This is a genomic window from Streptomyces sp. CC0208, from assembly GCF_003443735.1.
Classification (GTDB): Bacteria; Actinomycetota; Actinomycetes; order Streptomycetales; family Streptomycetaceae; genus Streptomyces; species Streptomyces sviceus.
Genome location: NZ_CP031969.1, coordinates 6,146,735 through 6,166,483, shown reverse-complemented (window position 1 = coordinate 6,166,483; position 19,749 = coordinate 6,146,735). Strand labels below are relative to the sequence as shown.

Below are 19,749 nucleotides of genomic sequence, written 5' to 3'. Positions count from 1 at the left end.
TCGGACAGCATGCGGACGTTCGGGGCGGTGCTGCAAGCGCTGCGGGAGCACTCGGGGTTGAGCCGGGAGGAGTTCGGCGACCTCGTGGGGTTCTCCAAACACACGGTGGCGAGTGTGGAGCTGGGGCGCCGGATGCCGGATCTGGTGCTGGTGGAGCGGGGGGAGGAGGCCACGGGGAACACCGGGGCGTTGCGGAAGTCGTTTCCGAAGCTGGCTCGACAGCCGGGGTTGCCGGCGTGGTTTCGGCAGTGGGCGGGACTGGAGGCCGGTGCGATCACTCTGTACACGTACGAATGCCGGCTGATCCCGGGGCTGTTGCAGACGGAGGCGTATGCGCGGCAGCTGTTCACGAACCAGCTCCCGCCGCTGGACGACGACCAGATCGAGGCGCAGTGGGTCGCGCGGGCGGAGCGTCAACGACTGCTGCGAGAGAGGCCGAACACGGCCTTCGGCTTCATTCTCGAGGAGCATCTGTTCCGGCGGCATACGGGCGGAGTCGAGGTCACGGCGAAACTCATCGACCACGTCCTGGAGTTGGCCGAGCTGCGGAACGTCGAGATCCAGATCATGCCGACCGAGCAGGAGAACCACGCCGGGTTGGACGGCCCCATGCAGTTGCTGGAGACGCCGCGGACACAGTGGTTCGCCTACTGCGAGGGTCAGCGAGCCGGACTCCTCATTTCCGACCCGAATGAGGTCAGCGTCCTCCAACGGCGATATGCCAGGATGCGCTCACAGGCTCTCACTCTCAACGACTCGGTGAGCCTGTTGCAGCGGATGCGAGGGGACGTATGAGCAGCACCGAACTGGACTGGTTCAAGTCGAGCTACAGCAGCGGTGGCGACGGCGACTGCGTAGAGCTCGCCCTCACCCCCACCACCATCCACATCCGCGACTCCAAGAACCCCGAGGGCCCCCACCTCACCACCACCCCCACCCCCTGGACCGAGTTCCTCACCCACCTCACGAAGTGACCGCGCCGCCCTCCGGCTCACGCAGACCGACGCAGTCGAAGGCCCAGAACACCTCCGAGTACACGAACGTGCCCGTCATCCACGGCTCGTGCGCGGACAACCGGGCCACCTGGAACGCGGGTTCGGGGATCCGAAGGGACGGCGAACGGAAGCCCACCGCGTCGGCCCGCTCGAAGCCGCGCGCGCCGTAGTAGTGCGGCGAGCCCTCCAGAAACACCAGCGGCACACCCTGGCTGTCAGCCGCCGCGAGGGCGTGCGCGACGAGCCGGGTACCGATGCCCCGACGCTGGAACTCCGGGAGGACGCCCAGCGGTGACAGGGTGAGGACGTCCACGATCCGGCGCGGCGCGTCCAACCGCGCCGCGCTCAGCAGGACATGCCCGACGACCCGGTCGTCGACGGTGGCGACGAACGACATCGGCGCCACCGCGGCCTCCGCGGCGCGCAGTGCCTCCACGAGCCCGGGGACCCGCTCGCCGTCGTCGAACGCGCGCGTATGGACCTCGCGCACGTCCGGGTGGTCGTCAGCGGTCTCCTGCCGGATCACCGGTCCGGCACCACCGGAGGCGGCCCGGGAACCTGCGGGCACATCGTGTGACGTCATGGTGGTGAGCGTAGGTCGAGGGCCGACTCGTACACGAGGCATTTGCGACCTGCGACGGCGGGGCCGCACGACACCGACCAGGAGGCGCCCTGCCCGGATGCCGCACGGTCCTGCCCCCGCGGGTCAGCCGGAGGAGGCCGCCGGTCCGAAGTCCGCCTCCAGCCGCTCCCTCCACCCGGCATCCGCCAGCCCCGCCCCCACCAGCACGTCCCGCCAGTCCTCCTTGGCCAGCTGGACCGCGTCGAGAAGCCGGTCCACCCGGCCCTGTCCGCACAGCAGCGTCGCGGCGGCGATCCGTTCCTTGTCCTCCTGGTCGCCCCGGTCGGTGAGGTGGTTGACCAGCTCGGTGAGGAGGTCACCCACCACCTCGCCCTCCCGGCCGGGGAAGTCCTCCGCGATGCGCCGTTCGACCCGCACGGTAAGCCCCATTTACCCTCCTTGTCGGCATACGCCCCGTTACGGTACCGCGCCCACCGCGTGAGACACCGCAACGTGTCTCGCAAGAAACTTGACGGTCCCTCACTTTGCCGAACTGACAGCCCATCAACAGCAACGGCCCCTAAGGTGCCGTGTCCATGACAGACACCCCCATGAACGAGACTCCCCTGAGCGAGTCCCCCCTGTACGACACCCCCACGAGAGACCGCATCGGCCGACGGACCGTCCTCGTCGCCACCGGGGCGACGGCCGTCACGCTCGCCGTGGGTGCCGCCGTGCCCGGCACCCAGGCATCCCCCGACACCGCCCCCGTGGCCGCCGCGGCGGTCTGCACCCTCACCAAGGAGATGACCGAAGGCCCCTACTACCTCGACGGCCAGTACGTCCGCGCCGACATCACCGAGGGCAAGACCGGCTTCCCGCTCAAACTCGCCCTCACCGTCGTCGACGACGACACCTGTGCCACGATCAGCAACGCCCTCGTGGAGATCTGGCACTGCGACGCGCTCGGCGAGTACTCGGGCTACGTGGGCAACAACGGCCACAACGAGCCCGACAGCGGCACCTTCCTGCGCGGCGGCGTCCTGACCGACTCCAGCGGGGTCGCCAAGATCACCACGGTCTACCCCGGGTGGTACATAGGCCGCTGCGTCCACATCCACGTGAAGGTGCACGTCGGCGTCACCCTCACCTCCGACGGCTCCTTCACCGGCGGCACCGAGCTCCACACCGGCCAGCTCTTCTTCAACGAGACGACCACCGCCAAGGTCGGCGCGCTCTCGCCGTACTCGGCCAACACGGTCCGCCGCACCACGCTCGCCCAGGACGGGATCTACGACGACGGCGGCGCCGCGTCCGGCCTCCTGACGCTGACCGCCCTCGGCAGCAGCCCCTCGGCCGGTTACTCCGGCACCCTGACCCTCGGTGTCGAGAGGAGCTGACACCGGAACCGAACCGCCCGCCGCCCCTCGGACGGCGGGCGGCCCCGCTCAGGACCTCACTTGCGGGGACACTCCTTCCACGCCATGTGGTACACGGTGCTGATGTCGCCGTCGGTCGAGTCCATCGTCATGAAGCTGACCTTGGACGGCGAGGAGGTGCCCGCGTTCACGCGGACCTCCGTGTTGATGTTGAAGTTGCGCTGGACTCCGCAGGGGGCCCAGACCAGCTGGGCCCAGTCGGTGGTGTCGGTCGCCTGCCAGTTGTCGTTGTAGGCGCCGGGGAAGGTGTGGGTCTTGGCGGCCGTCTGCGAGGAGCCCTGGAAGTAGTACGAGGCCCGCTGGACGCCGCTCGCGCCGGCCTGGAGCGAGGCGAAGCCCCGGTAGTCCGCCTCGGCGATGGCGTACGTGAAGCCCTGCGGGACGTGGACGATCAGGTTGAGCTGGCAGTTCTTGCGGAACGCCGTGGGATCGGAGTTGCCGCCGACCTGGGCGAGGTAGTCGCTGTAGGTCACCGTGAAGGCGGTGTTGTCCTCGGAGACGGCGACGGCCGCCGTACCCGCGGGACAGCCGGAGCCGTTCACCGTGGCGACGTCGATGACGATCTTGTCCGGGGGCGGGTCGACGAACCCGCCGGACGGGTTGTGCGCGGGCACCGCCGCGGCCACGAGAGCGGCGACGGCACCGCCCAGAAGAAGTCCACTTGCCATGGGGGGTCTCTCCTCTGCGCTGTAGTTGAAGCGTGGAGAACCTGTGTGGTTTCTGTGAAGCGCCGCGGCGATCGAATCGTAGGGAGCCCCCTGTGGCACCGCCAGAGCGAACTCCAGCCATTCCCACGATGGCCGAACTCACGTGTAAACAGCAGAAGTTGGGCCCCGGCAGCGATCAGGGGTTCTCCCACGCGGCCGGTTCGGCCGCGAGCCGCCGCACCGGCTCGGGGAGCGCGTCGCCCGCGATGTCGGCGATGGTGACGCCCTCCAGGATCTTGCGGACGTTGGCCCGCAGGGCGATCCACAGCGGGAGCAGGGGCTGGGCGGACCCCGTGTACTCCAGACCGGTGGGCCGCTCGCCGCGCACCGACACGATCGGCCCGTCGACCGCGCGGATGACATCCGCGACCGTGACGGCCGAGGCCTCGCGCGCGAGCCGGTAACCGCCGCCCCCGCCCCGCCTGCTGTCGACGATCCCGCCGCGCCTGAGGTCGCCGAGGATCCCCTCCAGGAACTTGTGCGGAATGTCCTGGACCGCGGCGATGGCCTCGGCCTTCACCGGCTCGGTGCCCTGCCTCACGGCAAGCTCCAGCACTGCCCGTACCGCGTAGTCCGCCCGTGCAGAGATCCTCATACGACAATTGTGCGGCGTTCGGGAAGAGACAATGGCCACGCCACAATAGGCACACCAACCACACCCACGGACGGACTGGCGCTAGCGCGGCACGACCAGGAGGCGCTCCCTTGGAGCTGAGCAGACGTACATTCAGCGCCCTCGCCGGCACCACGGCGCTCGGCTTCGCGCTGAGCGGCAGTGGTGGGGAGACCACCCGGGCCTACGCCTCCCACAGCGTGCCCACCGGGCCCGCGCCCGGCGCTCCCGCCGCCGACCGGGCGCGCCACAAGGTCGGCCACGACAAGCACTCGCTGCTGGTCGACGGCCGGCGCCTGGTGCTGTGGTCGGGTGAGATGCACCCCTTCCGGCTGCCGAGCCCGTCGCTGTGGCGGGACATCCTGCAGAAGATGCGCGCCCACGGCTTCAACGCGGTGAGCGTGTACGTGGCCTGGAACTACCACTCCCCCGGCCCCGGCCAGTACGACTTCACCGGCGTCCGCGACCTCGACCTGTTCCTGCGCACGGCCACCGAGACCGGCCTGTACGTGATCCTGCGCCCGGGCCCGTACATCAACGCCGAGGTCGACGGCGGCGGCTTCCCGGGCTGGCTGACGGCGACCGCGGGCCGGGCCCGCACCTCCGACCCGGCCTATCTGTCGTACGTCGACGAGTGGCTGACCGAGGTCAACGCCATCGCCGCCCGGCACCTGTTCACCAAGGGCACCGGCACGGTCCTGCTCTACCAGATCGAGAACGAGTACGACGCCTTCGTCGACGAGCCCCTCGGCCGCGACTACATGTCCCACCTGTACAAGAAGGTGCGCGCCGACGGGATCGACGTCCCGCTGTTCCACAACGACAAGGGCAGGAACGGGTATTGGACCCCGGGATCCTTCAACACCGGGGGCGAGGAGCGCGGATGGCTCTACGGCTTCGACGGGTACCCCGTGCCGTCCGAAGTGCCGCCCGACTGGGGGGACTTCGGCGAGGGCGGGCTGAAGGGCGGGGCCACGGCCAGTCCCACGACACCCGGGTTCATGCCGGAGTTCGGCGGCGGCTGGTTCGACTCGTGGGGCGGGGCCACGTTCGACGGCAAGGGGTACGCCGAGGCACGGCGGACCCGGGACGCGGCCTACGAGCGGCGCTTCCAGCTCACCAACCTCGCCAACGGCATCACCGTGCACAACGTCTACATGACCTTCGGCGGCACCTCGTGGGGCTGGCTGCCCGCCCCGCAGGTCTACACGTCGTACGACTACGGGGCGGCGATCGACGAGGCCCGCCGGCAGACGCCGAAGCTCGCCCCGGCGCACCAGCTGGGCCATCTCCTGCGGACCGTGCCGGACTTCGCCAAGCTGAACCGCGCCGACGCGGTGCGGGCCGCGGACGAGCGGCTGAAGGTGTACCACCTGACCAACCCGGACACCGGCTCCCAGGTGTACGTCGTGCGCAACGACACCGACGCGCCGATCACCACCACGATCCCGGACGCCGGGATCGACGTGGCGTTCACCGTGGCCGCCCATGACGCCCGACTGCTCACCGCGGGCCTCCAGTTGGGCGGGCACACGCTCAAGTTCGCCACCGCGCAGCCCATGATGTGCCAGAAGGTCGGCCGGATGGACATCGCCGTGTTCACGGCCCCGCACGGCGAGATGGCCCAGGTCCTCCTGGAGTGCCCGGAGGAGCCCCTGGTCACCCGGGGCGACGCGGAACCCGCGTGGAACTACGACCTCGGCGTCCTCAGGATCACCGTGCCGATGGGCGTCGGCGGCCCGGCCCGGGTGCGGATCGAGGGCGGCGGCAGCGACACCCCGCTGCTGCTGATCTTCACCGACGACCCCGGCTCGCTGCGGCTGTTCCCGGTGGACACCCCGACCGGACCGGTCCTCGTGTACGGGCCGTCGCTGGTGCGCGGGGTCACCCTGGACGGGGCGACCGCCCATCTCACCGGTGACACCGTCGAGGGCACGGGCATGGAGGTGTGGGGGCCGCGCGGCATGGGCGGGATCACCTGGAACGGCCGCCCGCTGCGCACCTCCGCCACCCCGATGGGCAGCCTGCGCGCCGACATGCCGCCCACGCCCGGACAGCTCCCGATCCCCGCCGTGGGGGAGGTGCGGCTGCCCGCGCTGGGCGGCTGGCGGCGCCGTACCGAGAACTTCGAGTCCGTCCCGGACTACGACGACTCCGGCTGGACCACCGCCGACCGCACGAGCTCGTACAGCATCACCCCGGTCCCGAAGGGGCAGCCGGTCCTGTTCGCCGACGACTACGGCTTCCACTACGGCGACGTCTGGTACCGGGGACGCCTGACGGGCGCGGACGAGCTGGAGTCGGTGTCGCTGTCCTACAGCACGGGCACGCAGGGGCTGCTGATGGCGTGGCTGGACGGCGAGCCGCTGGGCACGCACCGGATGCCGGTGCCGGACAAGGGCACCGCGCGCAGGGGCAGTTGGACGGCGACGGCCACCTTCGACGTGCCGCCCCCCGCCGGGCACTCGCCCCGCGTCCTGTCCGTCCTGGTCCGGCGGATGGCACACGACATGGACGGCGGATCCGCCGACTCCCACAAGGTGGCCCGGGGTTTGACGGCGGTCACCTTCAAGGGCGGTTCCCCGAAGGCGAGTTGGCGCATCCAGGGCGAGACGGCACCCGACCCGGTGCGCGGGCCGCTCAACAACGGCGGGCTGTACGGGGAGCGCAAGGGCTGGCATCTGCCGGGGTTCGCCGAAGAGCACTGGGAGGACACGCAGTTGCCGCGCGCCGACCGGCGCCAGGGGGTCACCTGGTACCGGACGACGTTCCGGCTCGCCGTGGACTCCGGCATCGACGCCTCCGTCGGTCTCGCCCTCGACGACGACCCGAAGCGCGCCTACCGCGTGCAGATCTTCCTCAACGGCTGGAACATGGGCCAGTACGTCAACGACGTGGGCCCGCAGCACACCTTCGTCCTGCCGAACGGCATCCTGCGCACGCGGGGCACCAACACCCTGGCACTGGCGGTGCTGTCCGACGGGACGACGGAGTCGGGGCCCGGGGAGGTGCGGCTGACGGCGATGGGGGCCTCGGCCGGAGGAGTGCCGGTGGCACCGGTGGACTCCCCCGGCCGGTAGCCCGGTCGGTCACGCGAGCCGGATCACGTTCCAGGACAGCGGCTCCAGTACGGCGGTGAGGGTGCCGTCCGTCAGCGCGGTGCCCTCGGCCGCGTGCGGGGCGACCCGGTCGGGCGCGTCCAGGGTGTTGCGGGCGTCCGGGTCGGCGTCGGCGAGGACGCTGTGCTCGACCACGGTCGTCAAGTCCAGTCCGCTCAGGGCGACTTCGAGCGGCAGCTGCTCGCTGCGGCTGCGGTTGACGGCGAACACGGTGACCGACCCGTCCTCGGCGCGCACGGCGGTGGCGTGCAGGAGGTCCGTCTCGCCGTACTTCTTCGTGTCGTAGGTCGGCGAGTCGACCCGGACGTCGAGGACCTCGCCGCGGCCGTACCTGGAGGCCTGGGCGAACGGGAAGAACGTCGTCTGACGCCAGGCCGGGCCGCCCGGCTCGGTCATGATCGGGGCGATCACGTTGACCAGCTGGGCCAGACAGGCGACGGTGACGCGGTCCGCGTGCCGCAGCAGGGCGATGAGGAGGGAACCGAAGACGACCGCGTCCAGGACGCTGTAGTTGTTCTCCAGGAGACGGGGGGCCTCCGCCCAGTCCCGCGTGCCGGAGTTCTCGATCTCGTGCCACTCCGAGATGTACCAGACGTTCCACTCGTCGAAGGAGAGGTTGATCTTCTTCTTGGACTTGAGCTTCGCGCCCACGTGGTCGGCGGTGGCGACCACGTTCTCGATGAAGGACTCCATGTCGACGGCGGAGGCCAGGAAGGAGTCGAGGTCGCCGTTCTCCGGCTGGTAGTAGGCGTGCAGGGAGATGTAGTCGACGAGGTCGTACGTCTCGGCGAGGACCGTCGCCTCCCACTCGGCGAACGTGGGCATGGACTGGCTGGAGGAGCCGCAGGCGACGAGTTCGACGCCCGGGTCGAGCTGGCGCATCGCGCGGGCCGTCTCGGCGGCGATCCGGCCGTACTCCGTCGCCGTCTTGTGGCCGGTCTGCCAGGGGCCGTCCATCTCGTTGCCCAGGCACCAGAGGTTGATGCCGAAGGGGTCCTTGTCGCCGTGGGCGCCGCGGAGGTCGGAGAGGGCGGTGCCGGCCGGGTGGTTGGCGTACTCCTGGAGTTCGAGGGCCTCGGCGACACCGCGGGTGCCGAGGTTGATCGCCATCATCGGCTCGGCCTGGGGGCCGACCTTCTTCAGGAAGGCGATGTACTCGGAGAGGCCGAAGCGGTTGGTCTCGGTGGAGCGCCAGGCGAGGTCGAGGCGGCGGGGGCGGTCCTCCACCGGGCCGACGCTGTCCTCCCACTTGTAGCCCGAGACGAAGTTGCCGCCGGGGTAGCGGACGGCGGTGACGCCGAGTTCCCGGACCAGGTCCAGGACGTCGGTGCGGATTCCGTCCTCGTCCGCGGAGGGGTGACCGGGTTCGAAGATGCCGGTGTAGACGCAGCGGCCCAGGTGTTCCACGAAGGAGCCGAAGACACGGGGGTTCACTTCGCCGACGGTGAAGGCGGGGTCGAGGGTGAAGCGGGCGGTGGGCGTGCTCATGGATGCCTTTCAGGAAGTTTCAGAAACGGGGTTGCTCGACAACCGGCCAGTCACGCGCCCAACCGAGCCTGTTCAGGCCCGGCTTCGGTGTGCCGTTGTCCTCTGCGTCGTAGTAGTGGTAGGCCAGCCAGTCCTGGCCGCGGGTGCGGAAGACCGACTCGCCTCCGGTGCCGATGTACCTCCCGTGTCCTGCCAGCAGCAGGTCGCCGCCGCCCTGATCTTGTACGTGGAGTTCACTCCCGCACAACAGGTGTCGTATGACGCGAGGAGGTAGTAGGAGCGGCCGTGCCGTGCAGTGCCGTGGTCGTGTCACTGGCCCGCCAGCCCCGTATGGGCCACCCCCGCCACGATCTGGCGTTGGAAGAAGACGAACACGATGATCAGGGGGAGGCCCGCCATGAGGCCGCCGGCCATGAGTTGGGCCCACTGGATGCCGTAGGAGTTCATGACGGTCGCGATGCCGTTCGGCATGGTCATCAGGTCGGGGTTGTTGGTCACCATGTAGGGCCACAGGAAGTTGTTCCAGGAGGCGATGAAGGTGAAGATGCCGACCGCCGCCAGGGACGGCCTCGCCAGTGGGACCACGATCGTGAAGAAGACCCGCCAGCGGCCCGCGCCGTCGATGAACGCGGCCTCCTCCAACTCGCGCGGGACGCCCTGGAAGAACTTGTAGAGGATGTAGACCATCGCGGCCGGCGCGCACTGGGGAAGGATCATGCCCCAGTACGTGTCGACCATCCCCATCTGCTGGACCGTCGTGAAGAGGGGCACTCCCAGGACCGCCGGGGAGACCATCAGGCCCGACATGACGATGCCCATGAGCACGTTCTTGCCGCGGAACTCGGTGCGGGCGAAGCCGTATCCGGCGAGGGCGCTGACCGTCAGCACCACGGAGGTGACGCAGACCGACACCACCAGGGAGTTGATGAACCAGTTGGTGATGTTGCCGGTCTCCCACAGCGCCTTCCACGCCTGGCCCGTCCAGACCTTCGGCAGCCAGTGCGGCGGGATCTCGGCCGCCTCCGCCTCGGACTTGAGGGAGGTGAACAGCGCGGCCGCGATCGGTGCGACGAAGACGGCGGAGACGGCGACCCCGAGGAGGGTGAGGACGATCTGGCTGGGTGTCCAGGGCTTACGGGTCCGGTCGCGGGACCGCTTGCGGGTCTGTACGGCGGTGGTGGTCATCGGCCGCTCTCCTCACGGTTGCGCAGCAGCCACATCCGGGCCAGGGCGACGACTGCGATGATCACGAAGAAGATGATGGACATCGCGGAGGCATAGCCCACCCGGTAGCTGGTGAAGCCCTGTTCCAGGGTGTACTGGACGAAGGAGCGGGTGCTGACCTCGGGACCCGGCCCGAAGTCCATCATCACGACCGCCTGGTCGAAGAGCTGCAGCGAGGCGAGGATCTGGAGCGCGATCACCAGGCCGGTGATGTTGCGCAGCATCGGCAGCGTGATGTGGACCATGCGGTGCCAGGCGTTCGCGCCGTCCAGCTTCGCGGCCTCGTAGAGGTGGCCGGGGATGCCCTGGAGGGCGGCGAGGTAGAGCAGGAAGCTGAAGCCGACGGTCCACCAGAGGGTCTCGATGACGATGGCGAGCATCGCGTACGACTTGTCGGTGAGCCAGGGCGTGTCGAGCCCGAAGGTCTCGTTGACCAGGCCGATGCCCTGGGTGAACAGCCACTGGAACATGTTGGCGGCGACCGTCGAGGGCAGCAGGAACGGCACGAAGAAGCACAGCCGCCACAGCCACTTGCCGCGCTCGATGTGGTGGGCGAGCATCGCCAGCAGGAAGGCGAGGACGGTGATGCACGGGACGACCAGCAGCGTGAAGTACGCGCTGTGGCCGAGCGCGTCCCACATCGCCGAGTCGTGCAGGGCCTCGCGGTAGTTGTCGAGGCCGACGAAGCTCGCGTCGTCGCCGGAGATGTTGGCGTCCGTGAAACTGAGCCAGACGCCGCGCAGCAGCGGCCAGATCACGAACAGCACGAAGAGCGCCAGGAACGGGGCGATGAACCAACCCCCGTGCTGGAAGCCCTGCTTGCGGCGGACGGTCGCCGTCGCGGTCGCGGTCCTGGCGCGTCCCGGTGCGGCGACGGCTCCGGTCGTCATGTGAGCGCTGGTCGTCATGCGACCGCACCTCCCTGCGCGGCGGTCCTGCCGTCCATCGGGTTCTTGGAGGCGAGCAGCTTGGTGAGGTGTTTCTTCATGGTCTGCGCCACCGACGCGGGCTTCGCGGAGCCCATCGTCGAGGAGACCACGACCGGGCCGAGGTCCTGGGCGAGCACGCCGGTGGAGCCCGCGAACCACACCTTCGGCTCGGTGGCCTGGTGGTCCATGGCGCTCACGTACTCGTTCTGCGGGGTGAGCTTCCGGTACGCGGCCGTGGACAGCGTCGGCGTGTACGCGGGGATGTGACCGCCGGCCGCCCACTGGAGGGCGTGCGTGACGACGTACGCGGCGAGTCGGTGCGCGCCCTCGTTGGTGGCGCCGCCGCGGCCCGCCTGGTGCGGCAGGACGAAGGCGTGCGACTCGGCGTGGGTGGCCTGTCTGCCGAAGACGGGCGGCAGCGGGGTCGCGCCGTAGTCGAGCTTCGCGCCGGAGAAGACCGGCACGGACCAGTTGCCCTCCCAGGTGAAGGGGGCGCCGTTGATGAACTGTTCGCCGGTGGGGGCGCCGGGGATGACGTACCCGTCGGTGACGTGGCGGCGGAGGAACTCCAGGACCTGGGTGGCCTTGTCGGGGTCGAAGAGGACCTCGGTGTTGTCGGCGTTGAACCACCTGCCGCCGAGCTGGGTGTAGAAGGCGACGAAGAACCACCACTGGAAGTTCTGGTCGTTGGTCCACAGGCCGATCGTCTGGAGCCCTTTCTTCTGGGCCGCCTTGGCCTTCTTCAGGACGTCGAACCACTCGTCGGTGGAGGTGACCGGGACCATCCGGCCGTCGTCGCCGAGCAGGCCCGCCTTGCCCAGGACGTCCTTGCGGTAGAAGCAGAGCTGTACGTGGATGTCGAGCGGGAGGGCGTAGAGCTTGCCGTCGATGACGCCGCGCTTCCACAGCGCGGGGTTGTAGTCCTGTTCGTGTATGCCGTACTTGGCGAGCAGGTCGAGGTCCCACGGGTCGAGGAGACGGCCCGGTGAGAAGCCGGTGACCCGGCCCATGTGCATGACGCCGAGGTCGGGGGCGCGGTTGCCCGCCGCCGCCATGGCGAGCTTGGTGTAGAAGGGGTTGCCCCACTGGAGGGTGGAGTCCTTGACGTCGATGTCCGGGTGGGCCTTTCGGAAGGCGTCCAGCATCGCGATCATGTTGGCGCCGTCGCCGCCGCTGAAGAGGTTCCAGTAGCGCACCCGGGTGTCCGCGCCGGAGGCGAGTGCGTCGGCGCCGGTGCCGAGGGCCGCGAAGCCGAAGCTCGCGGCGACGCCCAGTCCGCCGGCTGCGGTGAGAAGTTGCCTGCGGCTCAGGTCAGGTCGTCCCATTCCCTGCCCCATCTGTTCGAGATCTCGAATTGCGCCCGTAACTTCGAACGGGACCGTAGGCAGGAAGCGCTTTCTAGTCAATGGGGTGCGCAGGCAAAATCGGATCGCGTGACGGGATCGGACAGGGCGCGTAGTCTCGAACAGCCCGTCCTGTGGCGGCGGGAGAGTTCAGGGGGTGGGATGGACATCGCGGGTGCGCGCAGGAGTGCGGCCCGGATCGCCTCGGCGCTACGACGCACCCGTGCGACCTCGGCCATGCGCGATCTGGTCTCCCACCTCACCGCCGCGGTCCGGGCCCGGCCCCGCCCCCCGGCCGACGTGCCCGAGCTGTGCCGGGCCCTGTGCCAGGAGATGAGCGTCCGGCGCGGCGGACGGCCCGTCGACCTGCGCTTCGAGCGGTTCCCCGACGAGATCGCGGTGACCGGACTGTGGGTGGAGTTCGAGGACTTCGACCTGGTCATCATCGAGGAGCGGGCCGAGGAGATGCAGCAACTGGTCATCCTGGGCCATGAGTTGTGGCACCTGCACGCGGGCCACGCCCACCACCACGCGGCCGCGGCGGACGCGTTGGCCAAACGGCCCGGCTGGGACTCCGTCGCCCTGACCGTGGCCGCCCGCGACGGCTCCCGGGCGGCGGACGAGGCCGAGGCGGACGACTTCGGGCACCGACTGGCGGCGGCGTTCCGGCCGTTCGTCTCCGGCCGCGGCTCCGGAGCCCGGCCCGGCACGGTCCAGAGAACCCTCGGCTACCGCGGAGGCGGAGCGCGGTGACACACCCCCACCTGACCGCGGGGACGGTCGGGTCCCTCACCGGTCTGAGCATCCCGTACTGGCTGCCGGGCCTGGTCCTCGGAGCGGCCCTGGCGATCAAGCTGCCCAGCATCGTCAAGCTGTGGCGGGACCCGCTGCTGCGCGCCGTGGGCGGCCTGCTGCTGTTCGCCTGCGCGGTGTTCCTGTTCGCGGCCCCGAGCACCATCGCCTGGACGAACCGGGTCACCGGCGTCCCGAACATCGCCGCGCCCTGGGTGTACTCGCTGCTCACCGCGCTGTGCGCGTCCTGGCTGCTGCTGGTCGTGCACTGGCGCGACGGCCGCACCGAGCACCACGCCCGGACCCGGCGGGCGACCCGCTGGGTGATCTGGGTGTACGCGGCCGTGGTCGTCGTGATGTGGGTGCTGTTCGCCCTCGCCGACGTCCCCGTGGAGCGGATCCGGGACCTGGACACCTACTACGCCGAGACCCCGTTCATGCGCGAGCTGATCCTGCTCTACCTGCTCGCGCACACCGTGGCCAGCCTGATCACGTCCGGGCTGGTGTGGAACTGGATCCGCACCGCCGGCCTCGACGCCTGGCTGCGCTGGGGACTGCGCTTCCTCGGGGTCGGCTTCGCGACGAACCTGCTCTTCAGCGCGGCCAAGCTCACCGCCGTCGTGGCCCGCTGGACCGGGCACGACCTGGACTGGCTGAACACCAACATCGCCCCGGCCGCCGCCTGCGTCGCCGCCACCCTGGTCGCGATCGGCTTCATCGTCCCGCACGCCGGCCAGTACCTCCACGAGCGCTGGCTGGTCCGCCGTCGCCACCGCGACCTCAGGGCCCTGGCCCGGCTGATGCGGACCGTCGCGGGCAGCCGTGAGCCGCTCGCCCTGCGCGCCACCGCCGAGATGCGGCTGATCCGCCGCGAGACCTTCATCCGGGACGCACTGCTCCAGCTGTCCCGGTTCATCGACGAGGACCTGCGGGTGCGGGCCTACGACACCGCGCTCGCCCTCGGCTTCGAGCGCGGCCGGGCCCAGGCCCTCGCCGCCGCCGTGACGATCCTGGACGCCGTCGAGGCGGGGCGGCAGGCGCCGGACACCGAGGGCGACGGCGAACCCGACACCACGTACCTGCTCCAGGAGATCGCGGCCGTGTCCGAGGTCCTGCGCAGCCCCGACGAGATCAAGGCGGTACGCGCCCGCGCGACCGTCCCGGCAGAGAGCATGTCCACGCATGACTGAAAGCCCCTCCCCCGCCAGAGTCGCCGTCGTCCTCGGGGGATCGCACACCGGCATGCTCGCGGCGGCCGCGCTGACGGGCCTCGCCGACCGGGTGGTCGTGGTGGAACGCGACGAACTGCCCGGGGGGCCGGCCCCGCGCAAGGGGCTGCCGCAGGCCCGGCACGCCCACATGCTGTGGTCCGGCGGTGTCCGGGCGATGGAGGAACTGCTGCCGGGCATCACCGCCACACTCCTGGACGCCGGGGCCCGCCGGGCGCCGGTCACCACCGACATGGTCGTCCACTCGGCCCACGGCTGGTTCCGGCGCTGGCCCGAGTCCCACCACGTGATCCTGGCCGGCCGGGACCTGCTGGACGCCACGGTCCGGGCGCGGGTCCTCGCGGACGAACGGGTCGAGGTGCTCGGCGGCGCGGAGGCGCTGGGGCTGGTGGGCGGCGCGGAGGCCGTCACCGGGGTGCGGGTGCGGGAGGCCGACGGCCGCGAACGGACCATCGGTGCGGGGACGGTCGTGGACGCGACCGGGCGGGCCTCCAAAACGCCCCGCTGGCTCGCGGACCTCGGGCTGCCGGCGCCGGAGCGCCGTGAGGTCGACTCGGGCCTGGCGTACGCGAGCCGCCTCTACCTCGCCCCCGAACAGGCCCGCGACGGCTTCCCCGTCGTCAGTGTCCAGCCCGACACCCGCGAGCCAGGACCGGGCCGGTCGGGCTTCCTGCTGCCGATCGAGGACGGCCGCTGGATCGTCACCCTCAACGGCACCCGCGGCGGCGAACCCACCGCCGCCGACGCCTCAGGCGAGGACTTCGTACGCTTCGCCCGCGAGGAACTCAGACATCCGCTGATCGGCGACCTGCTCGCCCGCGCCGAGCCGCTGTCCGAGGTCGCCTTCACCCGTACGACCGTCAACCGGCGGTACTTCTACGAGCGGGCGGCGGCCTGGCCGGAGAACTTCACGGTGCTCGGCGACGCCTTGGCCGCGTACAACCCGGTCTACGGGCACGGTCTGGCCGTCGGCGCCCAGAGCGCGCTGATCCTGCGGGAGCTCACACGGCGGCACGGGTTCGGGGCGGCCGGGCTGTCCCGTCGGGTGCAGAGGGCGGTGGCCCGGCCGGTGGGGGCGGCGTGGGACCTGGCCACCGGACAGGACGTCTTCTATCCCGGAGCGACGGAGGCCGGCCCGACGGCCCGGGACCGGCTCGTGGCCGCGTACGTCTCGCGTCTCATGCGCACGGCCACGGGGAACGGCCGGATCGCCCGCCGGGTCACCGACGTGACGTCACTGGAGCGGCGGGCGGAGGTGCTGCTGACGCCGGCTGTGCTGCTGGCGGCGGTGCGGGGGCCGTTGAAACCGGCGTTGACCGAACCGCCGCTGACCGCCGAGGAGTTGAAGAAGGCGGGGCTGCAGTAGCCGTCGCTCAGCCCGCGAACGACGGCTGCCGTACGCCTTTGCCCGCGCCCGGCACCACCAGCAGGGAGCCGGCCACCGGGTGCGGGGCGGCCAGGCCCACCCGGGCCGTCGTGATGTACAGGTCGGTCAGGTCCGGGCCGCCGAACGCGCACGCGGTGACGCGCGGGGCCGGGAGGGTGATCACCCGGTCCAGCTCGCCGTCGGGCGTGTAGCGGCGGACCGCTCCCCCGTCCCACAGCGCGACCCAGACACACCCGTCGGCGTCGACCGTGAGGCCGTCGGGGAAACCGGCGCCGTCCTCGATCTCGACGAGGGTCCGGCGGCCGGAGATGTGCCCGTTCTCGTGGTCGAAGACGTCGACGCGGCGGGTGGGCGAGTCGACGTAGTACATGAGCCGGCCGTCCGGGCTCCAGCCGGTGCCGTTGCTGACGGCCACGTCGTCGAGGACGGTGTGGTGCGTGCCGTCACCGGTGACACGGGACAGGGTGCCGCCGCCCGGTGCTTCGTCGTAGCGCATGGTGCCGGCCCACAGGGAACCGTCGGGGGCGACGGCGGCGTCGTTGGCCCGGCGGCCGGGGACGGGCTCGTGGTGGAGCCAGCGGAAGGAGCCGTCGGGGTCCAGCAGGGCCACGCCGTCCCGCAGGTTGAGGACGAGTCCGCCGCCGGTGCGCGGCTTGACGGCACCGATGTGCTGGTCCAGGAGGCGGACCGTGCGATGCCCGGACACGGGGTCGTAGCTGTGGAGCCGGGCGCCCAGGATGTCGATCCACAGCAGCCGCTCGCCGTCCCAGGTGGGGCCCTCGCCGAGGGTGGCCTCGGCGCGTACGGCGACCTCGTACTTCGTGTGGCGGGTCATCCCACGCTCCGGTGGCCGAGACGCTCGGACAGTTCGGCGGCGCCCTTGGCGGCCAGCTGCTCCAGCTCGCCGCGGCGGTCGTCGCTCCAGCGGATCATCGGCACCGAGATGGAGAGCGCGGCGACGACCTGCCCGGTGCGGTCGCGGACCGGGGCGGCGACGCAGGAGACGTCCGGGTTGGACTCACGGTTCTCGACGGCGACCCCGCGCTGCCGGATCTCGTCGAGGGCCTCGCGCAGGGCGGCCGGGTCGGTGATGCTGTTGGGCGTCATGGCCACGAGCGTGCCGTCCTCCGGGACACGGGAGGCGAGCTGCGGCTCGGGGAGGGAGGCGAGGAGCATCTTGCCGACGGAGGTGCAGTGCGCGGGCAGGCGCCGGCCGGCGGCCGACACCATACGCACCGCGTGCGTCGAGTCGACCTTGGCGATGTAGATGACGTCGGTGCCCTCCAGGATCGCCACGTGCACGGTCTCGTCACAGGTCTCGGCGACGGACCGGGCGACCTGCTGGCCCTCGGCGGCGAGGTCGAGCTGCTCGGCGTACCGGCTGCCGAGCTGGTAGGGCCGCACCCCGAGCCGGTAGCGTCCCGGCTGACCGGGAACCTGGACGATGTACGACCGGGCGGCGAGAGTGGTCACCAGCTCGTGCACGGTGGTGCGCGGCAGCTGGAGCTTGCGCACGATGTCGGGGGCGGAGAGCGTCCCGTCTCCGTCGAGGAAGAGCTCGAGAATGTCGAGAGCCCGGGTCACGGCAGGTACGAGGCGTCCCACAACCGGCCCCCTTCCCTTTGCGTCTAAGGCGTCTGCGTTCGAAATTTCAACAGACGATCGGCATGACGAACACAGGCTATCGACATGCTGTTTCCTCCGGCAATGGTCAGGCACGTCCCGAACTCCCCCTCCAGCCTGTTTCCGCAGGAAGGACACGGGTGCGAGCTGCCGGTATTACTGTGTTCGTGTGCGACACGTCACAATGCGTGGTGCGTGTGGGGGATGTGATCCAGGGGGGATCTCGTGCGTGAAATGACCAAGGGGTCGAACACTGCCCTGTCGGCCCTGAGCGAGAACACCGGTTCGGTGATCGTGAGCCTGGGCTGGAGCAGTCCGGCGGGGGACGGCGACGCGGATGTGTCCGTCCTGCTGCTGGGCCAGGACGGCAAGGTCCGCAGCGACGCCGACTTCTACTTCTACAACAACCCGGTGGCCGCCGACGGAAGCGTGCAGCTGCTGGACAAGACACCCACCGAGGACGGGAACGAAGACCGGATCGGTTTCGACCTGACCGCGGTCCCACCCGAGGTCGACCGCATGGTGGTGGCCGCGAGCCGCTACGAAGGCGCCCACTTCGGCGAGCTGGACGACCTCCGCGTCACCCTCTCCGACGCGGTCGGCGAAACCCTCCTGCGCTTCACCGTCGGCGACGCCGGAACGGTCAGCGCGATCATCTTCGGCGAGCTGTACCGGCGCGGCGACGAATGGAAGTTCCGCGCCGTCGGCCAGGGGTACGACTCGGGGCTGGCGGGCCTTGCCACGGACTTCGGGGTGGACGTCGACGACGACGCGGAGACGGCCGTCGAGGTCGTGGACGACATGGCGGTCACGGCCGCTGCGGAACCGGCTGTGAACGGCCGGCCGGTCGGAGTGCCGCCAGGCACGGCTCCGGAGCCGGATCCGTCGGGCGCGCTGGACGCCGTTCCGGCTCCCCGCCGGTCCGCCGACGAGGCCGGAGCACCCAAACCGGCTGCCCGGCCCCGCACCGCCAAGAAGAGGGCCGCGCCGCCCAGCACGCCACCGAAGTCGCTCGCGGAGAACGACTCCTGGAAACCCGCCAGGCTCTTTCCGGTCTCCGCACTCAAGAGCGACCGGGACCGGGAGATGCGCGCCACATCGGTCCTGCTGTCGGTGATGACCCAGGTTCCGCGGTTCGGCAGACGACTCACCGCCGCGTTCGGGGCACCGTCGGGCCGTATGGAGACGTTCACCGAGGTCTCCCTGCCGCACGGTGACACACCCCGGCGCCCCGACGGGGTGATCCGTATCGAGCGGGCAGGCAAGCTGTGGACGGCTCTCGTCGAGACGAAGACCAACGGCAACGCCCTCAAGGCCGACCAAGTGCAGGCCTATATGGACATCGCCGCCCGGCGTGGCTACGAGGCCGTGATCACGCTGTCGAACGACGTGGCACTGGAGGGCAGTCCCCTGGTCGACGTCAGGATCGACCGACGGCGCAAGCACCAGGTGGCGCTGTGGCACCTGTCCTGGGCAGAAGTGGCCCATCAGGCGCAGATGCTGATCCGGCACGAGGGCGTCGGGAACGCCGCGCGGACCTGGCTGCTCCAGGAGCTGCTGCACTATCTCCAGCACGAGAACTCCGGTTGCCACGGTTTCCAGAACATGGGCTCGGCCTGGGTGCCGGTGCGTAACGGCATCAGCGACGAGACCCTGTGCCAGGGCGACCCGCGCGCCCTCGAAGTGGTCGAGAGCTGGGAGCGGCTGGTCCGTCAGGTGTGCCTCAGGCTCGGCGGCGAACTCGGGCAGAAGGTGCTGCCCGCCCAGCGCGCCCGGCGCGGCACCGACCCTGAGGCCCGCCGGATGCAGCTCGCCGACCGGCTCTGTGTGGAAGGCCGGCTTCAGGCGGAGCTTCGCGTGGAGCAGGCACCTGGCCTGCTCACGATCGGCGCCGATCTGCGCACCGGCAGGCTGCGCACCTCGATCGAGTTCCCCGCGCCCGAGCAGGGCTATCCCCTGAGCTGGGTCAAGCGTCTGGTCCGCCGTCTCGCCGAGGCACCGGCGGACCTGCATGTCGAAACCCTGCTGGAGGGCGGGACGGGAGGCCCCCGGGGCACGCTGGAGCGGCTGCGCCCCGAACCGGCGGACATGCTGCCGAAGGGGGGTGGGGCCATCACCGGTTTCCGTCTGTCCCTCTTCAAGAACATGGGGAACAGCCGCGGCAACGCCGAGTCCAGCTTCATCCGCAGCGTCGACGACGCCGTGCACCGCTTCCACTCCACGGTGATGGTCCACCTGGACGCTCCCGCGGCCCGGCGGACGGGGGCGAGGGAAAGGGCCCGGGTGTGAGGCCCCGGGG

At 70.5% G+C, this 19,749-nt stretch carries 18 protein-coding genes and 1 pseudogene; 8 read left to right on the top strand and 11 right to left on the bottom strand.

The genetic code is table 11. The features are described from left to right. The first annotated feature begins 9 nt into the window (after positions 1-9). Both D1369_RS28315 and D1369_RS28310 read left to right on the top strand, forming a co-directional pair. Positions 10-795 carry a helix-turn-helix transcriptional regulator gene (locus tag D1369_RS28315; protein WP_240436104.1) on the top strand — a complete coding sequence of 262 codons (786 nt, stop codon included), beginning with the start codon at positions 10-12 and terminating at the stop codon, positions 793-795. Then, positions 792-974, top strand: a complete 183-nt coding sequence (locus D1369_RS28310; RefSeq protein WP_007381781.1) for a DUF397 domain-containing protein — start codon at positions 792-794, stop codon at positions 972-974. The genes D1369_RS28315 and D1369_RS28310 overlap by 4 nt, the downstream gene beginning before the upstream one ends. Here the strand turns inward: D1369_RS28310 and D1369_RS28305 are convergent. Next, positions 964-1,578, bottom strand: a complete 615-nt coding sequence (locus D1369_RS28305) for an N-acetyltransferase (protein WP_202476988.1) — start codon at positions 1,576-1,578, stop codon at positions 964-966. The two genes, D1369_RS28310 and D1369_RS28305, sit on opposite strands and share 11 nt — an antisense overlap. Before the next feature lie 123 nt (positions 1,579-1,701). Beyond that, positions 1,702-2,007: a hypothetical protein gene (locus D1369_RS28300; RefSeq protein ID WP_007381783.1), complete on the bottom strand. Its 306-nt coding sequence runs from the start codon at positions 2,005-2,007 to the stop codon at positions 1,702-1,704. Positions 2,008-2,168: 161 nt separating this feature from the next. Here D1369_RS28300 and D1369_RS28295 point away from each other — a divergent pair, with 161 nt between their 5' ends. Further along, complete coding sequence (locus D1369_RS28295; protein ID WP_050789696.1) at positions 2,169-2,957, top strand: intradiol ring-cleavage dioxygenase; 789 nt, start codon at positions 2,169-2,171, stop codon at positions 2,955-2,957. Between the two features lie 56 nt (positions 2,958-3,013). On the opposite strand, the gene D1369_RS28290 is transcribed toward D1369_RS28295, so the two are convergent. Together D1369_RS28290 and D1369_RS28285 are read right to left on the bottom strand one after the other, a co-directional pair. After that, positions 3,014-3,664, bottom strand: a complete 651-nt coding sequence (locus D1369_RS28290) for a DUF4360 domain-containing protein (protein ID WP_007381785.1) — start codon at positions 3,662-3,664, stop codon at positions 3,014-3,016. 175 nt (positions 3,665-3,839) lie between these two features. After that, entirely contained in the window at positions 3,840-4,298 is a 459-nt protein-coding gene (locus D1369_RS28285) for an Rrf2 family transcriptional regulator (RefSeq protein ID WP_007381786.1), read from the bottom strand. Positions 4,299-4,408: 110 nt separating this feature from the next. Between D1369_RS28285 and D1369_RS28280 the strand changes: the two genes are divergently transcribed. After that, complete coding sequence (locus tag D1369_RS28280; RefSeq protein ID WP_037899868.1) at positions 4,409-7,396, top strand: beta-galactosidase; 2,988 nt, start codon at positions 4,409-4,411, stop codon at positions 7,394-7,396. A gap of 9 nt (positions 7,397-7,405) precedes the next feature. Here D1369_RS28280 and D1369_RS28275 read toward each other — a convergent pair whose 3' ends face one another. The 5 genes and pseudogenes from D1369_RS28275 to D1369_RS28255 all read right to left on the bottom strand — a co-directional run bounded on the left by D1369_RS28275 (position 7,406) and on the right by D1369_RS28255 (position 12,401). Further along, positions 7,406-8,923: an alpha-N-arabinofuranosidase gene (locus D1369_RS28275; RefSeq protein ID WP_007381788.1), complete on the bottom strand. Its 1,518-nt coding sequence runs from the start codon at positions 8,921-8,923 to the stop codon at positions 7,406-7,408. A 19-nt stretch (positions 8,924-8,942) separates the two neighbouring features. Beyond that, positions 8,943-9,214: pseudogene (locus D1369_RS28270) on the bottom strand (arabinan endo-1,5-alpha-L-arabinosidase); the annotation flags it as partial. Between the two features lie 18 nt (positions 9,215-9,232). After that, positions 9,233-10,108 carry a carbohydrate ABC transporter permease gene (locus tag D1369_RS28265; RefSeq protein WP_007381790.1) on the bottom strand — a complete coding sequence of 292 codons (876 nt, stop codon included), beginning with the start codon at positions 10,106-10,108 and terminating at the stop codon, positions 9,233-9,235. Continuing rightward, a complete protein-coding gene (locus tag D1369_RS28260; RefSeq protein ID WP_007381791.1) occupies positions 10,105-11,055 on the bottom strand; it encodes a sugar ABC transporter permease in 951 nt (316 codons plus the stop codon). The genes D1369_RS28265 and D1369_RS28260 overlap by 4 nt, the downstream gene beginning before the upstream one ends. Then, a complete protein-coding gene (locus D1369_RS28255) occupies positions 11,052-12,401 on the bottom strand; it encodes an extracellular solute-binding protein (RefSeq protein WP_007381792.1) in 1,350 nt (449 codons plus the stop codon). Before D1369_RS28255 ends, D1369_RS28260 begins: the two co-directional genes overlap by 4 nt. A gap of 180 nt (positions 12,402-12,581) precedes the next feature. Here D1369_RS28255 and D1369_RS28250 point away from each other — a divergent pair, with 180 nt between their 5' ends. From D1369_RS28250 to D1369_RS28240, 3 genes are read left to right on the top strand one after another with little or no spacing between them, the layout of a single operon-like run. After that, complete coding sequence (locus D1369_RS28250; protein WP_037899870.1) at positions 12,582-13,172, top strand: hypothetical protein; 591 nt, start codon at positions 12,582-12,584, stop codon at positions 13,170-13,172. Continuing rightward, entirely contained in the window at positions 13,169-14,401 is a 1,233-nt protein-coding gene (locus D1369_RS28245; RefSeq protein WP_037899873.1) for an MAB_1171c family putative transporter, read from the top strand. Before D1369_RS28250 ends, D1369_RS28245 begins: the two co-directional genes overlap by 4 nt. Further along, positions 14,394-15,806, top strand: a complete 1,413-nt coding sequence (locus D1369_RS28240) for an FAD-dependent oxidoreductase (protein ID WP_007381795.1) — start codon at positions 14,394-14,396, stop codon at positions 15,804-15,806. Before D1369_RS28245 ends, D1369_RS28240 begins: the two co-directional genes overlap by 8 nt. A gap of 7 nt (positions 15,807-15,813) precedes the next feature. Here the strand turns inward: D1369_RS28240 and D1369_RS28235 are convergent, their stop codons facing one another. Beyond that, positions 15,814-16,662, bottom strand: coding sequence for an SMP-30/gluconolactonase/LRE family protein (locus D1369_RS28235; protein WP_007381796.1), 849 nt, complete (start codon positions 16,660-16,662; stop codon positions 15,814-15,816). Then, positions 16,659-17,432, bottom strand: coding sequence for an IclR family transcriptional regulator (locus D1369_RS28230; protein ID WP_007381797.1), 774 nt, complete (start codon positions 17,430-17,432; stop codon positions 16,659-16,661). Before D1369_RS28230 ends, D1369_RS28235 begins: the two co-directional genes overlap by 4 nt. A 252-nt stretch (positions 17,433-17,684) precedes the next feature. Between D1369_RS28230 and D1369_RS28225 the strand changes: the two genes are divergently transcribed. Continuing rightward, the gene (locus tag D1369_RS28225) at positions 17,685-19,739 is read left to right on the top strand and encodes a TerD family protein (protein WP_162951036.1); all 2,055 of its coding nucleotides are present in this window, start codon (positions 17,685-17,687) and stop codon (positions 19,737-19,739) included. The last annotated feature ends 10 nt before the right edge of the window (positions 19,740-19,749 follow it).

What these genes read in the sequence shown, in the direction of transcription:
- D1369_RS28315 (WP_240436104.1), top strand. Translation starts at nt 10, where the DNA reads ATGCGGACGTTCGGGGCGGTGCTGCAAGCGCTGCGGGAGCACTCGGGG.
- D1369_RS28310 (WP_007381781.1), top strand. Translation starts at nt 792, where the DNA reads ATGAGCAGCACCGAACTGGACTGGTTCAAGTCGAGCTACAGCAGCGGT.
- D1369_RS28305 (WP_202476988.1), bottom strand. Translation starts at nt 1,578, where the DNA reads ATGACGTCACACGATGTGCCCGCAGGTTCCCGGGCCGCCTCCGGTGGT.
- D1369_RS28300 (WP_007381783.1), bottom strand. Translation starts at nt 2,007, where the DNA reads ATGGGGCTTACCGTGCGGGTCGAACGGCGCATCGCGGAGGACTTCCCC.
- D1369_RS28295 (WP_050789696.1), top strand. Translation starts at nt 2,169, where the DNA reads ATGAACGAGACTCCCCTGAGCGAGTCCCCCCTGTACGACACCCCCACG.
- D1369_RS28290 (WP_007381785.1), bottom strand. Translation starts at nt 3,664, where the DNA reads ATGGCAAGTGGACTTCTTCTGGGCGGTGCCGTCGCCGCTCTCGTGGCC.
- D1369_RS28285 (WP_007381786.1), bottom strand. Translation starts at nt 4,298, where the DNA reads ATGAGGATCTCTGCACGGGCGGACTACGCGGTACGGGCAGTGCTGGAG.
- D1369_RS28275 (WP_007381788.1), bottom strand. Translation starts at nt 8,923, where the DNA reads ATGAGCACGCCCACCGCCCGCTTCACCCTCGACCCCGCCTTCACCGTC.
- D1369_RS28265 (WP_007381790.1), bottom strand. Translation starts at nt 10,108, where the DNA reads ATGACCACCACCGCCGTACAGACCCGCAAGCGGTCCCGCGACCGGACC.
- D1369_RS28260 (WP_007381791.1), bottom strand. Translation starts at nt 11,055, where the DNA reads ATGACGACCAGCGCTCACATGACGACCGGAGCCGTCGCCGCACCGGGA.
- D1369_RS28255 (WP_007381792.1), bottom strand. Translation starts at nt 12,401, where the DNA reads ATGGGACGACCTGACCTGAGCCGCAGGCAACTTCTCACCGCAGCCGGC.
- D1369_RS28250 (WP_037899870.1), top strand. Translation starts at nt 12,582, where the DNA reads ATGGACATCGCGGGTGCGCGCAGGAGTGCGGCCCGGATCGCCTCGGCG.
- D1369_RS28240 (WP_007381795.1), top strand. Translation starts at nt 14,394, where the DNA reads ATGACTGAAAGCCCCTCCCCCGCCAGAGTCGCCGTCGTCCTCGGGGGA.
- D1369_RS28235 (WP_007381796.1), bottom strand. Translation starts at nt 16,662, where the DNA reads ATGACCCGCCACACGAAGTACGAGGTCGCCGTACGCGCCGAGGCCACC.
- D1369_RS28225 (WP_162951036.1), top strand. Translation starts at nt 17,685, where the DNA reads ATGACCAAGGGGTCGAACACTGCCCTGTCGGCCCTGAGCGAGAACACC.